The 16,612-nt window shown below is 33.3% G+C and carries 11 protein-coding genes and 1 pseudogene; 2 read left to right on the forward strand and 10 right to left on the reverse strand.

All coding sequences use genetic code 11. The features are described from left to right. Positions 1–58 precede the first annotated feature (58 nt). A complete protein-coding gene (locus tag LCF45_RS14285) occupies positions 59–727 on the reverse strand; it encodes a hypothetical protein (protein WP_087962630.1) in 669 nt (222 codons plus the stop codon). Positions 728–946: 219 nt separating this feature from the next. Between LCF45_RS14285 and LCF45_RS14290 the strand changes: the two genes are divergently transcribed. Continuing rightward, positions 947–1,774 carry a peptidoglycan-N-acetylglucosamine deacetylase gene (locus LCF45_RS14290; RefSeq protein ID WP_002127847.1) on the forward strand — a complete coding sequence of 276 codons (828 nt, stop codon included), beginning with the start codon at positions 947–949 and terminating at the stop codon, positions 1,772–1,774. 42 nt (positions 1,775–1,816) lie between these two features. On the opposite strand, the gene LCF45_RS14295 is transcribed toward LCF45_RS14290, so the two are convergent. From LCF45_RS14295 to LCF45_RS14315, 5 genes are all read right to left on the reverse strand, one after another. Beyond that, positions 1,817–2,242, reverse strand: a complete 426-nt coding sequence (locus LCF45_RS14295; protein ID WP_002127848.1) for a WapI family immunity protein — start codon at positions 2,240–2,242, stop codon at positions 1,817–1,819. Positions 2,243–2,464: 222 nt separating this feature from the next. Next, the gene (locus LCF45_RS14300) at positions 2,465–3,736 is read right to left on the reverse strand and encodes a PTS ascorbate transporter subunit IIC (RefSeq protein ID WP_000459912.1); all 1,272 of its coding nucleotides are present in this window, start codon (positions 3,734–3,736) and stop codon (positions 2,465–2,467) included. 24 nt (positions 3,737–3,760) lie between these two features. Then, positions 3,761–4,030, reverse strand: coding sequence for a PTS sugar transporter subunit IIB (locus LCF45_RS14305; protein WP_000757313.1), 270 nt, complete (start codon positions 4,028–4,030; stop codon positions 3,761–3,763). A gap of 13 nt (positions 4,031–4,043) precedes the next feature. After that, a complete protein-coding gene (locus tag LCF45_RS14310; protein WP_263892831.1) occupies positions 4,044–6,149 on the reverse strand; it encodes a BglG family transcription antiterminator in 2,106 nt (701 codons plus the stop codon). A gap of 405 nt (positions 6,150–6,554) precedes the next feature. After that, positions 6,555–7,100 carry a TetR/AcrR family transcriptional regulator gene (locus LCF45_RS14315; protein WP_002127851.1) on the reverse strand — a complete coding sequence of 182 codons (546 nt, stop codon included), beginning with the start codon at positions 7,098–7,100 and terminating at the stop codon, positions 6,555–6,557. A gap of 173 nt (positions 7,101–7,273) precedes the next feature. On the opposite strand from LCF45_RS14315, the gene LCF45_RS14320 reads away from it, so the two are divergent. Then, positions 7,274–8,722 carry a DHA2 family efflux MFS transporter permease subunit gene (locus LCF45_RS14320; RefSeq protein WP_078206848.1) on the forward strand — a complete coding sequence of 483 codons (1,449 nt, stop codon included), beginning with the start codon at positions 7,274–7,276 and terminating at the stop codon, positions 8,720–8,722. A 47-nt stretch (positions 8,723–8,769) separates the two neighbouring features. On the opposite strand, the gene LCF45_RS14325 is transcribed toward LCF45_RS14320, so the two are convergent. The 4 genes and pseudogenes from LCF45_RS14325 to LCF45_RS14335 all read right to left on the reverse strand — a co-directional run bounded on the left by LCF45_RS14325 (position 8,770) and on the right by LCF45_RS14335 (position 16,491). Then, positions 8,770–10,743, reverse strand: coding sequence for a lipoteichoic acid synthase (locus tag LCF45_RS14325; RefSeq protein WP_078206849.1), 1,974 nt, complete (start codon positions 10,741–10,743; stop codon positions 8,770–8,772). Between the two features lie 468 nt (positions 10,744–11,211). Next, positions 11,212–11,274 (reverse strand): annotated as a pseudogene (locus tag LCF45_RS27160) (ATPase); the annotation flags it as partial. 161 nt (positions 11,275–11,435) lie between these two features. After that, positions 11,436–13,061, reverse strand: a complete 1,626-nt coding sequence (locus LCF45_RS14330) for an ABC-F family ATP-binding cassette domain-containing protein (protein ID WP_002032778.1) — start codon at positions 13,059–13,061, stop codon at positions 11,436–11,438. Positions 13,062–13,374: 313 nt separating this feature from the next. After that, positions 13,375–16,491, reverse strand: coding sequence for an MMPL family transporter (locus LCF45_RS14335; protein WP_215565919.1), 3,117 nt, complete (start codon positions 16,489–16,491; stop codon positions 13,375–13,377). Between the last annotated feature and the right edge of the window lie 121 nt (positions 16,492–16,612).

Here is a 16,612-nt window from a genome sequence, read left to right on the forward strand (position 1 = left end):
TTAAATACGGTATGTGAAATTTTATTGATGTTCTTTAAAATAAAAAACATCCTCTTCCTTATTTTTCACACGGTTGTTCATTCACACTCTGTATACAATACTCCACAAGCGCATTCAACGGATTTATTATGTTCCTTCCTATTATATTTTCTACCCTTGTAGTAGCGTCTACCATAGATAATTGTGCAACTAAAAACATTTCATTTCTATCTTTCATAATTTCATATAAATACTTTTCTAATTTAGCATCATGCTCTTCTTTACGACCTTGCATAATTAACTCAAATATCCCTTCTATCACTTCTACTTTTACATGTATGGATTTATTATTCTGCCGAGCGTATTGTTTTAAACGTTCCATCGTTCCTGAAACCGTACGATTATTTGTAAAAAGTATTGTTTGTGGCTCTTCAATATGACAAATCATTTCAAAAAATGGCTCATCAATTTTCAATATAGGTATGTCTATTTTGAAATTCTCATCTAATAGCGTAATATAATCTGTACAAGTTAATAAAAGTGTATCTATATCACTTTTGGCTATATACTTTATAATATCTTTTAAATTACTCCGTGCTTGTTCTTTTTCAAAATCGCAATCTTTTTTTAATATGCGTGATAAGATGGGATCTACAAAATGGAGTATTTCGATTCCAAAAGATTGCAATGCTCGGTCAATGTATTCAATATTTGAATGATGAGCATGTAAACAAGCTAATTTTTTCATACTTTTCCTCCCTTTCTAAAACAAAAAACGTGAATGAACCATTATTACATGCAGTTCCATTCATTTAATTCTTGTTTCATTTTTTCAAACCTGCAAAACAGTGAAATCTTACATGCTTTTTAACAAACTTTTTTGCGCTTGTAAAAAAGTTTTTTTGCATTTCCCCCTCTAAAATTGCTAATATAGTAGAGTAGAACTTTTATAGAGAGTAGGAAAATTATGCACAATGGAATTCGGATGACAACTTTAGTGAAAAGGGCTCTGTTGATTTGCGCTGGGGTATTATTTACATACGAAGCTGCTTACGGATCAACACATATCGCTCTAGCAAGTACAGAGGATGAAGCGAAATCTGTTCAACTTGTAAGTGAAATTCAAACGTCCCTTGCTCCGAAAGAAGCTCCAAAGCACTATAACGGGCAAGTTAGAAAAGTCGCTTACTTAACATTTGACGATGGTCCTGGAAAATACACAGCTGAGCTTTTAGATATGTTAAAGAGTGAAAATGCAAAAGCAACATTCTTCCTAATTGGTTCAAACGTAAAAGCTTTCCCTGATCTTGTAAAACGTGAAGATGCTGAAGGCCACTATGTTGGGATGCACAGTATGACTCATAACTACAAGAAACTTTACACAGAAGGTCATTACGTTGATGAAATGAAAGAAGACCAAGGCTTAATCGCTGGCGTTCTAGGAAAATCTCCAGTATTAACTCGTCCATCTTACGGCTCAATGCCAGGGTTAAATGAAGCTCTTCGCAACAAAGTTGTTGAAAATGGTTTAAAAGTTTGGGATTGGACAATTGATTCATTAGACTGGAAATACAACAAAATGCAAGTAGACGCTGCATCTGCTAAAATCGTAGAAAACGTTCTACATGGTGCTACAAACCCAACAGAAGTTATTCTAATGCATGATATTCATCCACAATCAGTTAAAGCAGTACCTGGTATTATTAAAGGGCTGAAAGAAAGAGGATATGAATTAGAAGCCTATAATGAGAACGAACACTTCCCATTAAACTTCTGGCATGATAATCGTATGTAATAAAAAGACTTGATTCCCTCTTGTAGGTTATCAAGTCTTTTTTTATCGTTTTGGGAATTTCCTTTGTTGCTCTTCAATAGAACGAATAATATTCTCCCTATCCTCTTGAGTTATACCGATAGAAAATTCGTATTCTTCTTCCTTACACCATGTGGGGTTAAGTTCCAGCGATAAGCGAATAACAATGTTAAACTCCCCTGCTTTTCCCCCCATAAATTCAAACGCTAAATTTGGTTCTATGAAATCTAGTTCGTTATATTTAGGGTTTGGTAAAGATTCAAACCATTTTATCATGTACTGTAAATCGTATGTTTGTAAAAAAGGATCCATCGTTTCAAAAACTTTATTTTCTTCTGATAGTTTCGCTTTTACTCTTAACCAATTTCTATCACACTCGTCTTTTGCATCTGCATATTGGTAATTTACAACCTCTAAATGTAATGATATTTTTTCATTTTGAAAATTCATGCATAGACTCCTTTTATTTTACCCTATTTTGAAAATATACTTTTCTGTTTCAATATTGATCCTCAAGGAAAATCAAAAGATTTTACAAACAATCATAACACATTTTTTTCAAACCAATCCCTATTTCTTTTATTCAAATTCCCTCACTTTCTTACACTTTAATATTTAAATAAAAAGACTTGAATTCATAATTAGAATTCAAGTCTTTTTATGCTCTATTATTTAGAAAACATTCCCTAGCAATTTCGCAATTTCACTAATTAAAATACCAACAACAGCAAAGTCGGAATCACCGAATGTTGTATTTTCAAATCCTAATCCACCTAATATAGGTAGTAATATAGCTGGTAGGAATGAGATTAATAATCCATTTACAAAAGCTCCAAGTATTGCTCCTCGTCTTCCTCCAGTTGCATTTCCAAATACAGCAGCTGTTGCCCCTGTGAAGAAATGAGGGATTAATCCTGGCACTATTACACTTAATCCGATAAACGGAAGAATAAACATAGATAGTAATCCAGCAATAAAACTTGTTAAAAAGCCAATAATAACCGCATTTGGCGCGAATGGGAAGATTGTTGGACAATCTAATGCTGGTTTGGCATTTGGTACAAGTTTATCTGCTATCCCTTTAAATGCAGGGACAATTTCTGCAATCAACATACGGACACCAGCTAGAATAATATATACACCCGCAGCGAATGTAATTGCTTGCATGAATGAATACACGAGATAATTTTGTCCGTTACTTAATTCTGTTTCGATAAAGTTTTTCCCAGCAAATGGTGCAACAATAAAGAATAACACAGCCATTGTTAATGACATAGAAACTGATGTATCACGTAAAAACCCTAATGACTTCGGTACTTTAATTTGTTCTGTAGATTTTTCCTTATTTCCAAATTTACTACCAACAAATCCTGCTGCTAAATACCCAACTGAACCGAAATGGCCAATTGCGATATCATCCATTCCCGTAATTTTTCTAACATACGGTTGAAGTAGAGCTGGAAAAATGACCATAAGTAATCCTAAAATAATAGACCCACTAATAACTAGTGAAGCGCCTTTCATCCCTGTAGTTGAAAATACAGCTGAAATTAAACATGCCATGAATAAGGTATGATGACCAGTTAAAAATACATATTTAAATCTTGTAAATCGTGCAATTAGTAAATTAGCAATCATCCCAAATACCATAATTAATGCCGTTTCTGTTCCTAAAGTTTGCTGTGCTATCGCAACAACAGCTTCGTTATTTGGAATAATCCCTTTAATATGAAATGCTTTATCAAATATTTTACCAAAAACATCTAAAGCCCCTATTAATATAGTGGCTCCGCCTCCTAAAACGACGAAGCCCATAATTGTTTTTAATGTTCCTGAAACTGTATCTGCAAAATTCTTTTTTTGCAATAGTAAACCACACATAGCAAACAATCCAACTAATATTGCAGGCTGTCCCAAAATATCTTTCATTATTAAATCAAACATAGCACTACTCCCCTTTCACCGTTTCTACATCAGGTGTTTTTGTAATGCTTCTTTAATTTCATTTAAATCTAGAATGTTTGTTAATCCAGCAACTGTGCGAGTACCATCTTCAAGGTTGCAAATGATATCTTTCGCACCTAAATATAGATCTGCTTGTTCTGATTTACTTGATGCTAAATCCGTATGAGAAACTTCAGCTTGCATACCAAGTTCAGTTAATATTTTCTTTACATTCATTTCTATAATAAAACTACTTCCTAATCCATTTCCACATACAACTAATACTTTTTTCATTTCAATCTCCCCTTTAATTAGAATATTTAGCTATCATTTCTAGCATTTTATCTTTTGAATTTGAATGCATTAACATTTCTATGTTCGTTGGTTCAGATAACATCTCACTTAATTGTGCCAATGCCTTCAAATGTGTCTCGTTATCTATAGCTGCTAATACAATAATTAAATTTACAGCATGCTCTTGTTTTTCTGAAAATAACACACCCTCTTTTAGTTGTAATAAACTCATCCCTAATTTTTTGACACCTGCTTCTGGACGAGCATGAGGTATAGCGATTTTAGGTGCAATTACAATATACGGGCCTAACTTCTTTACATTCGCAATCATTTCAGAAATATATTCTTCAGAAATATGTCCACTTTGTAATAAAGGTTCCGACGCAACACGAATTGCTTCCTCCCACGTCTCAACGTGATTCTCAAGCTCTATAAATTCTCTAGTTAATAGCTCGTTTAACATAGGCTTATATTTCTCCTCCTTATCAATATGTACCGGACCACTCATAAACTCTCTCAATTCATTTTTTAAAGATTTTTCATCTAAAATGTCTGTGTATTTTTGGATAATACCCATCATCATATCAACTGAATCATTTTGATCTTCGCCATATAAAGCTACATTGATTTTTCGTAATAACGATGCTTTTTCGGAATCGGTCAAAATTGGATTTACCATAAAGATAGGAATTTTCCCCTTCTCCAGTTCAGTTGTAGTAATAATACAATCTACATCAAATGTATTTGATTCATATTCCCGCTTTGAAATGGCTTTTAAAATATCTACACTTGAAAACACTTGCTCTAATTGGTACTGCAACATACGTGATGTACCAATACCATTTGGACAAACAAGTAGCGCGGTTTTTCTTGGGCTGGGAACGATTCCCTCTTTCCTCATCCAAGCACCAAAGTGCATAGTAATATATGCCATTTCATCATCTGAAACTATTTTTCCAACATATTCTTCAAAATGATGAATTACTTTTTTTGTAAGAGTATATACTTCTTCATAATTTTGCTGGATTGTATAAAGTAATGGATTTTCTATTTCAATCCCGTACTTTACACGATAATATGCCGGTTTCATATGCAGATATAGGTCTGAAGCAAGTCCTTTAAAATCTTGAAATATAACACAAGCATAATGTTGAAAATCCTTTATCATATATCCGACCATTGAATGTATTCCATCAATCTCACTTTTTTCAAAGTCTTTTTGTTGAGCATTTACTTTTGCTCCTAACAAATGAGTCGTAATATAATAAATTTCATCTATTGGAAAATCCACGAAAAATACTCTTTCAAACTGTTTTGCAATATATTTTGCTGCTTCAAATTGTTTTGTTTCTCTTAGTACATCCTTTTCAGCATCTTCCATCTCAACACATTTTCCATTTACAATACGATTGCGGAATAAATACATGTAAACGCTTAAACTTTCAAGTACCTCATCTGTGTACTGGACCCCTAAAAGCTCTTCACAATTTGATAAAATATTTTTTATTATAAGAAGTTCCTCGTGATCTTTATTACCTTTTACATTTTTATTATCATTCGTAATATATTTCACATGCGATATTAAATATTCCCATCCATGCTTTGAAATTATTTGTGAAAGATTTAAGATTAATATATTTCGTTTTCCATGTTCATTCCCTATAATATTGTAGCCATGTTTACGATTAAAGTTTAATGCGAGCTTAAACTTCACTAACTCTGCTTTTATTTTTTTCAAGTCAGCAAGAGCAGTATTACGACTGACTTGCACAAGTTCTATTAAGTCTTCTAATAGAATCCTTTTCTCCATTGTTAGTATATAAAGAACCAGCAATATTTTTCGTTCATGTGGAGAATATTCATATTGGCTTGTTGTAAATCCATTTAACTTTTTTATCACTCTTTGCTTCGTTTCATTATCAAAACAGTAGCCTAAAGGGCGAATATATTCATATGAATTTAAATCCTCTGCAACTAACCAATCTTCTATTTTCTTCATATCATAATAAATTGTTCGCTTTGAAACTTGTATGACTTCCATTAATTGAGATACAGAAACATAGCTATCCGCTTGAATAATTTGCTGTAAAATACTTATACTTCGATTATCTAATATCATATATGATATACACCCTTTCTATACTTGTTCTTAAATAGAATTGCAAGTATAGATACTAATTTTGCAAAATTAGAGTTTGAAATCGCTTTCTATTAATATCTTATCTTGTATCTCTTCTAAAATTAAGTCCAAATTCTTGTTTATGCACAGTGCAATGATTGTACTTTCATTTAAAAATTTTACTATATACATGCGGCATATGAAATTATACAATACGATTTTTTATTTTAAAGACAATTTGTCAATCTAAGTGCGACAGTTCTTCCTGAAACCCTTCATGGGCAGTTTTCTGTATGAAGTAAGTGATGTGATAACTTCTACTTTATACGAAGCGATATGGGCTTTTTTCTTTAGGTGTCGCACTTAATAATACAATGTATCGATACATAAAATATTTTTAACTCATTACCCTCTGTACATGAAATAAATTTGATTTGCGATATAATCTGAACTAAAGTGAAGTCCATTCCTTATCCACCACATGATAATACCTACCAATGAAGCTGTTTTAATATCAACCGCAACATAATCATCAGGCAGATCCTTTTTCGTATTCTCTCTTCTCGTTTCTATTAACTCTTTTAAAAATAAAAATAGTTGCTCCTCAAATTGATTCATTTTAAATAATATAAATAAATAATTTCGATGGATATATAAATAATCAAGTAATTGTGTTAGCTTTTGTTTTTCTGATAAATCTTTTGCATGTATTAAATCAGCTATTTTATTTGAAAGTTCATTTGAAATCTCATTCGTGATTTGGTCTAGTAAATCTTGAATATCTTGATAATGTAAGTAAAAGGTTGTTCGGTTTAATCCTGCTTTTGTTGCGACTTTCTGAACCGTTAAACTTGAAATACTAGGATTCTCACATAGGAGAGAAAAAACAGCATTTTTAAACATTTCTCTTGAACGAACTGTACGAGGATCTTCTTTTTTAGGTGTAGACATTTTGAAACTCCTTTATAGATTTTCTCTTTACTTACTCGACAGTGCATACCTTCTATGTCGAGTAGTGAACATTTTCAACAAAACTGTTCATGGTCAAAGAAAATTTATTTTGTTACCATTAATTTTATCGACACAATGTCGATAAATCAAGACGACAATGAAGGAGTTTACCAATGCAAAAGGAAATATCAGAAAGAAATAAAAAAATTATATTAATTGTGCTCATTTCCGGTTGTTTTTTATCAACATTAAATCAGACGCTATTAAATGTAGCGATGAGTAATTTAATGGAAGTATTTGATGTTACAGCTGCAACCGTACAATGGCTATCAACAGGCTTTATGCTCATAAATGGCGTTCTAGTGCCAATTACTGCATTTTTAATGAAACGATTTACAACAAGGCAGCTGTTTATTAGCTCGATGCTCTCTTTGTTTATCGGGACTGTTCTTTGTGCATGCGCCATGAATTTTGGCATTTTGTTAACAGGAAGAATGATTCAAGCAGTTGGAGCAGGAATTATTATGCCACTAATGATGACAGTTATTTTATATTTATACCCTAGTGAAAAACGTGGCAGTATTATGGGAACCATCGGTTTTGCCATAATTTTTGCGCCAGCCATCGCTCCAACATTATCTGGCTTTATTATTGAATATGTATCATGGAGATGGTTATTTATTGGATTCGCTCCATTTGTATTAATCGTTATTATTCTCGCGCTAAAATATTTAATGAATGTTGCTGAGACAACAAAAGCAAAATTAGATATCGTAAGTGTCATTTTATCAACGATTGGCTTTGGTTGTATTATATTCGGATTTAGTAGTGCAGGAAGTAAAGGATGGGATCATCCAATTGTTATTACTACAATTATCATCGGAATAATTGTTACAACTCTATTCTGTTTACGTCAAATAAAGTCTAGCGATCCACTATTAAATTTATCCGTATTTAAGTATAAAATTTTCACTCTTACATCAGTCATTAACATACTCATTACGATGATTATGTATGCTGATTTAATTCTTTTACCGATTTACTTGCAAAACGGACGAGGTTTTACTGCTTTTGAATCAGGTTTACTTCTATTACCTGGAGCTGTAATTAATGCATTCTTATCACCTATCACGGGTAAAATGTTTGATAAATATGGGGCAAAACCACTCTTTATTATAGGTTTAATATGTATCATTATATCGATGTGGGGTGTAATTGATTTGACCGAATCCACCACTTATATGTATTTAATGGTTCGTACCATTATTCTACGCATTGGACTAAGTTTCATTTCGATGCCTTTAAATACAGCAGGTTTAAACGCTTTACCAAGAGAACTGGGTTCACATGGTTCCGCAGTGAATAATACCGTACGTCAATTAGCAGGTGCTATAGGAACAGCAGTCATTATTACTGTGTATACAATTCAATCCACTTCACATACTTCACAGTTATCTAGTGAGAACGGAAGCATATCAGCTATGCAAGTAACGAAATTAGCTTCTATCTTCAGCTCAAGTGATGCGTACGTATTTATGTTAGTCTTATCCTTTGTAGCTTTGATTATTGCATGTTTTATGCCTAAAAAAGTAGCACTCCAAAAATCCGAAAGTAAATCTTAAAACAAAAAATCCTACTCGTTTTCTATACGAGTAGGATTTTTTATTATTTATTTCGTTTCCCCGTCTTCAGTCGTCTTCACCTTCGTTTTATCTTTATCACGATTGTTATAGTTATATTTAGAAGGTTCTACTGGTGTAAATCCTTCTGGTGTGTAGAATCGTAATAAGTCACCGTTAACAACTTGGTCGGAGTATTTTAGTGATTTTTGAACCATTTGCTCATTTTGTTTTATTTCATCTGTAAATTCTACAGGTTTCCCAGTCGCTGTATCATAGTATTTGCCGTTAAGTGCAGTAACTGTTGGGCTTACGTAGTTACCGTTACGGAACGGAACGACTTGTTTATGCTCTGGTGATAATAAATCTGATCCGAATTGGACATAATTTTTCGTATCTGTACCTAGTAAGTGTAATAACGTTGGAAGAACGTCAATTTCTCCGCCGTATTGATGTTGTACGCCGCCTTCCATTCCTGGTACGCGAATGATTAATGGTACACGTTGTAATTGAGCATTTTCAAATGCGTTCATTTCTTTACCCATTATTTGAGACATTGCTGCACTATGATTATCTGAAATACCGTAATGATCACCGTACATAACGATAATTGAGTTATCGTATAAACCAGATTGTTTCAAGTAATCAATGAATCCTTTTACAGATTCATCTAAATAGCGTGCTGTTTGGAAGTACGTATCTACTGATGAATCACCTGTTTTAGCTGGTTCAATCGTTGCTTCCGCTTTATCAATCGGATAAGGGAAATGGTTCGATAACGTAATGAACTTCGTATAGAACGGTTGTTTCAACGTTTGTAATAACGGAATTGATTCATTAAAGAACGGTTTATCTTTTAAGCCATAGTTTACTACATCTTTTTCATTCATATCGTAGTATGACGCATCAAAGAATTTATTAAAACCAAATGATTTATAAATATCATCACGGTTCCAGAACGTTTTATAGTTACCGTGGAACACTGCTGATGTGTATCCTTGTTGACCTAAAATAGCTGGTGCTGATTGATACGTGTTATGAGCTTTATTTGTAAAAACAGATCCTTGTGGTAATCCAAACATTGAGTTCTCTAACATGAACTCCGCATCAGATGTTTTCCCCTGTCCTGTTTGATGGAAGAAGTTATCAAAGTATAACGTATTCGCATCTTTTGTAAATGAGTTTAAGAACGGTGTAACTTCTTGCCCATTTAATTTATAATCAATTAAAAAGTTTTGGAATGACTCTAAATGAATATAAATTACGTTCATTCCTTTTCCTTTACCGAAATACTCAGGATTTGGACTTGCATAAGTTGATGTAAGATAGTTTCTAACTTCTGTCATATTATCTCCATCCGCTAATGCTCGTTCTGTTGATGCTTTCGCACTTTGAATACCATCATAAATCGTAAAGTTGTACGCCCCTAAATATTTCACGATATAATTGCGGTCAAATGTTCTAGTTAATAACTCAGGACGGTCAGATTCTGCCAGACCTAAGTTAACGCTAAAGAATAAAATACCTGCTACAAATACTAGAGATAATTTATGCTTCGCAACACGAATTGGTTTAGGATTTACAAATTTCGTTGCTACTAAAACAATTAAAATGATTGTATCTAAGAAATATAGTGGATCATATAAGTGTAGCAATGCAAAAATACTACCACCTAAATCTCCAAAGTTATTCGTTTGTGTTAATGTCGGGAACGTAATAAAGTCGCTGAAAAAGCGATAATATACTACGTTTGCGTATAAAAGTATAGACATTAGCAAATTAATAATAATTAACCAAATGTAAGCTCGTTTCCCTTTTGCGAATAATGCGAGCCCTAAAAACAGAACTGCTGAGCTTAACGGGTTGAAAAACAGTAAGAACTTTTGGATTGTGTTCGATATCCCTAAATTAAATTCTGTCACATATGCGGCATATGTTTTTAACCAAAGTAAAATAACAGCAAATACGAAAAATCCAAAATGATTACTTAATACTCGTTTACTCTTCAATAAAAATTGTTGCATCTCTCCACCTCTTTTGATCATCCAAGGCTTATTTTATATAAGTCTGTCTCTCTATTCAATTTCTCTTCTTCAAATAGATTTTATTTGTTTAACTATATGAAGAATATTAGTAATTATAATTTGTAGCTTTTATTTATTCAACTATTTCTTTTTAAACATTTTGACCTTGGTTTCTATTTAACAAAATACATTTGTAACATTTCCTGTTTTCTCCCAAGGCCCATCCACTAATTATGACTCCACAAACTATAATCCTTTATTTCCTCATTTGCAAACTAACCTATCTCCAATTTTGGTACATTCATGTAAACTACCCAATTTCATAAAATAAAAAGTGTAGTTTGGGCAATTTGCTCAAACTACACTTTTTCGACTACCGTTTATCATCCTTTGTAGCTATTCCCTCTTCTTTTAACCAATTCTTTCAGTCCCATGAATATTACATTCCAACCATGCTCAGAGCCATCCTTCAGGAGTATTTCCCGTTACTTTATCCGTCCCTTCCAATGTAAAAAACCATTTCTTCATCATTTCAGGGTTTATCCACGCTTCAAAAATTTCTTACCATCGCTAATGTTATTTTTGAATAATTATCCATTTTAATCCTCCCCCCACTTTATATTAAAACGAATATTTGTTTACTTAAAAAAACCCCCGCTCTCATAATAGAAAGCGAGGGTTTTAATCAATTATTATTGACCTTTGTACATTGCATCAACTTGTTTTTGAAGTTCTTGACTTTCTAAGAACTCATCATACGTTGCTACCTTATCAACTACACCGTTTGGCGTTACTTCGATAATACGGTTTGCAATTGTTTGTACGAACTGATGGTCATGAGAAGTGAATAGTAATGTTCCTTTAAATGTGATTAAACCGTTGTTTAATGCTGTAATAGACTCAAGGTCTAAATGGTTCGTCGGATCATCAAGTGTTAATACGTTTGCACCGCTTAACATCATTTTAGATAACATACAACGAACTTTTTCTCCTCCAGATAAAACAGAAACATTTTTCTTTACTTCTTCACCAGAGAATAGCATACGGCCTAAGAAACCACGTAAGAAACTTTCTGACTCATCTTGTGGAGAGAACTGACGTAACCAATCAATTAAAGTGTAATCACTGTTCTCGAAGTACTCAGAGTTATCTCTTGGGAAATGAGCTTGAGATGTTGTTACACCCCATTTGAATGAACCGCTATCTGGCTCCATTTCACCCATAAGAATTTTAAATAATGTTGTCATCGCGATATCGTTACGTCCGATAAATGCAACTTTATCACCTTTATTTAAAGTGAAGTTCACATTATCTAATATTTTTTCGCCATCAATCGTTTTCGAAATACCTTCAACTGTTAATAGGTCATTTCCTACTTCACGTTCTGGTGTGAAACCAACGAACGGATAACGACGTGATGATGGTCTAATATCATCTAATGTAATTTTATCTAACAATTTTTTACGAGAAGTTGCCTGTTTCGCTTTAGATGCATTTGAGCTAAAGCGTGCAATAAAGTTTTGTAACTCTTTTACTTTTTCTTCTTTTTTCTTGTTAGAATCTTGCGTTAGTTTTAATGCTAATTGGCTTGATTCATACCAGAAGTCATAGTTACCAACGTATAATTGAATTTTACCGAAATCAAGGTCAGCCATGTGCGTACATACTTTATTTAAGAAGTGACGGTCATGGGATACAACGATAACTGTATTTTCAAAGTTCATTAAGAAGTTTTCTAACCATTGAATCGCTTTTAAGTCCAAATGGTTGGTAGGCTCATCTAGTAATAGAATGTCAGGTTGACCGAATAAAGCTTGAGCAAGTAATACTTTTACTTTCTCTGCCCCTGTTAATTCAGACATCTTTTTATCATGAATATCTTCACCAATACCTAACCCTTTTAGAAGGATTGCAGCTTCTGACTCAGCTTCCCAACCGTTTAGCTCAGCGAACTCACCTTCAAGTTCTGCAGCACGCATGCCATCTTCATCACTAAAGTCTTCTTTCATGTAAATTGCATTTTTCTCTTGCATTACTTTATAAAGACGTGTGTGACCCATCATTACTGTTTCTAGTGCAGGGAATTCTTCATATTCGAAGTGATTCTGTTTTAATACTGCTAGACGCTCACCTGGCGTAATATGTATGTCACCCGTTGATTGGTCAATTTCTCCAGATAAAATCTTTAGAAATGTTGATTTACCAGCACCGTTTGCTCCAATTAAACCGTAGCAATTACCTGGCGTGAATTTTATGTTAACATCTTCAAATAATTTGCGATCTGCGAAACGCAAACTAACGTTACTTACTGTAATCATTTGTGTCCTCCTACTAATACCGCTTATTTCAGCGTTTTCTCACCGATTGTCTTAAAAAATCGCATATTACGACTCAATTATTGTAGACTATAGCTATTATATAGTAGAAGCTGGATGAATAGCAACGGTTGATTAGCTTTCTACAACGAAATCGAATAGTTTTTATCCATTCCCCTAGCTATTTTTTGTATATCATCGACCTCTTTCTAATATCCCTATTCGCTTCTCATTCTGTAATACATTGAATCATTTTTTCATTTCATATTTTATATACAAAAAAACCTGTAGAGAAAACATTCCCTACAGGTTTTTCTTATTTCGTATTCATTATTTTCTCTTTATAACTCTTCAATTTACTCGTCAATCCTATTAAAGCAGGTAACAATATCGGCATTACAATTAAAGCTAATAGTAAAAGAGCAACGCCAACAACGGATGCTACTTGTATAAGTGTCAATACTCCTGAAGGAATTAACGCTGCAAATGTCCCTCCTAAAATAAGTGCCGCTGATAATACGACTCCTCCTATGTGACGAGATGCATTTACAATTTTCGTTACTGAATCCCCTTCTAGCTCATTGTATCGCATCATAACGAAGATGCTATAATCCACTCCTAAAGCGACAATCATAATGAAGCTAAAGAATGGAACATTCCAGCTTAATGACCCTACGTTTAATACATGTGCACTAATTTGTTCACTTATACCAAGTGATGCAAAGTACGCTAAAATTAACGACCCAATAATAAAGATTGAGTTTAAGAATGAGCGTGTAATCACGATTAATACAAGCGAAATCCCTAATAACATAATCGTAGCAGTACGTAGGAAATCTTGCCCGGTTACTTCTTTTAAATCAACGTTTCTAGCTGTTGTCCCGCCAATTGCTTTTTTCGCATCATTTAGTTCTGTTCCCTTTAACGTACCATCTATCGTTTTATTAATTTCTTGAATGATAGGCATCGCTTCTTTTGAATACGGGTTTACGTCTAAAATAATTGTCATTTTAGCAATCTTTCTATTATGTGACATGTACGTATTCAATGCTTTTTGGAAATCTTCTCCTTCTAAAACTTCTTTCGGAATATAAAATTTCTCAGAGCTTTTCGACTCATTTAACTCTCCTAAATATTTTTGAGCGTCACCTAGACCGTTACTTACTTTTCCTAACCCCTCTGTACTTTTAGATAAACCTGATTGCAATTGCCCCATCTTTTCTTGTAAATCTTTCAGTCCAGTTAATAACTGTCCTTGCCCATCGTTTATTTTCGTTAATCCAGATTGTAAGTCAGCCGATTTGTTCGAAATTTGTTTTGAACCTGTAGCTCCTTCGTTCAATCCATTTTTCAGTTCAGCAGCTCCTTTTTGTAGTTGCATTACTCCATTGTTCATTTCCTTTAAACCATTATCTACTTTTAATAATGATTGATTTGCTTCTTTAAATGAACTCATCGCTGCTTTGTGCTGCGTCGCTAATTGATTTAATTCATTTGAAAGAACACTCAATTGCTTCTGAGCTTCTTTTGCAATTCCTAATGTTTGCTGCACATTAGGATCATTTGCTAATTCTGGTTTTGTTTGAATGAAATTGTTCATTAACGTTTCAATTTGTTCATATCCTTTTTTCGCACCATCAATCGCTTGAGAAATACTTCCGAAATATTGATCGTACGAACTTAAACCTTTTTCTAACTGAGCATAACCAGCATGAAGCTGCGAAGTTGCATTTGACAGGGCATTGATATTTCCGTTTAATGATGCTAGCCCATCCTCTATTTGCTTCGCTCCTTGTGCTCCATTGTTTATTCCATTCGATAATTGATTTAAAGCTGTCCCTAATGCTGATACGCCATTTTTCGCTTCATTTGTTCCATCAATTAACTTTTGAACATTTGCAAGACTATTTGAGTCATTACTACCCATTTTATCTTTCGCATCAGTTAATCCTTCATTAATTTCTTTTATGCCACCATTTGCATCTCCTAAGCCTGTATTCAATTCTCCGGCTTGTTTATTTATATATAATTCTTTAATCTTATCTCCAGTTGGACGCGTCGGTGAATATACTTCTGAGACTCCTTTAACTTTCGAGATTTTATCAGTAAGTTCATCTAAAGTTTGTAAAGAATTCGCCTCATCTAACTTTTTATCCGATTGAATGACTAACGTACTTGGTGAAGAAAAACCAGGCGGAAAATGCTCTTCTATTACGTTAATCCCCATTTTTGATTCATATTTATTATCCACTTCAAATAAATCATTGTAATTAAGCGTGTTAGAATATTTTAATACGAATGGAATCGATATCACGAATACGATAATTAAAGCGATAAATGGTCTTGCTACTGAATTTTTCGCAAAGAATCCCCATAAACGACTATCCTCATGTCCTTTAAATGTTTTAACTGGATAAAACATTCCTTTTCCTAAAAGCACCATGAAAAATGGATTTAAAGTGGTTAATACGAGTAGTAGTACTGCGACACCAATTGCTACCGCTGAAGTAGATTGATATAATTTAAAACTTGCTAAAGCAAGAGATGCAAAGCCAATTAGTACTGCTATCCCGCTATATAAAACGGTTTTACCTGCCGATTTAAACGTTTCTTTCGTAGCTAAATATGCATTTTCTTGTTTACTTAATTCTTCTTTAAATCTCGTATATAATAAAATGTTATAGTCTGTTCCTACTCCAAACAGGACGACAACTACAAACACTTGCGTAAAGTTTGAAAACGGAAAATTAAATTGATCAACAAGATGGGCAATAATCCCCATTGAAATTAAATACGAAACACCAACTGTAAGAAGAGAAATAATCGGAACAACTGGTGAACGGAATACAATGATTAATACTACAAGAATGAAAATGATCGAAATAACTTCTGTCTTTTTCACGCCCTCTTGAGAGGATGTAAGAAAATCACCCGCTATTAAATCACTTCCTGTTAAGTACGTTGTAACTCCTTTCGTTTGTACTTTTTTATGAAGATTATTTACAATTTTCGGTATTTTACCATGTTTTTTATCTACCGATATTTGCGTTAAAATAGTCGTATTATCTTTAGAAACTAATTGTTTCTCCAGTTCTTTATTATCTAAATGTGAAACGACTTCCTTAATTCCTAATTGCTCTTTTTCATTTTGCAGGGCATTGATCGTTTTCGTTATTTCCTCTTTTTGCTCATTTGTTAAAGCCTTCTTACTTCCACTATTAAAGACAGCTATAATTTCATACTTTTCAGCCCCTTCTTTATCCATCTCCTTTATCATCTTGTCAGCAATACTGCTTTGTTCTGTATTAGGAATCGTGATTTGTCCTTTTTCCTTCACTAACTGATCCATATTAGGCATCGTTACGATCATTGCAATAGTAATAACTATCCATAATAGAAAAGATAAACTTCTCCAACTTTTTAGCTTGCTCATTCGAATCATCTCCTGTTATTAGAGTTTCATGGTGCATAGAGAATGAATATTCATTCCCTGTTTTTGAAAATATTATTTCGGAATGAACGTTCATTCCTATTATCCTATTAAATTATTTTTC

The organism is Bacillus sp. 41-22 (genome assembly GCF_025809295.1).
GTDB lineage: Bacteria > Bacillota > Bacilli > Bacillales > Bacillaceae_G > Bacillus_A > Bacillus_A mycoides.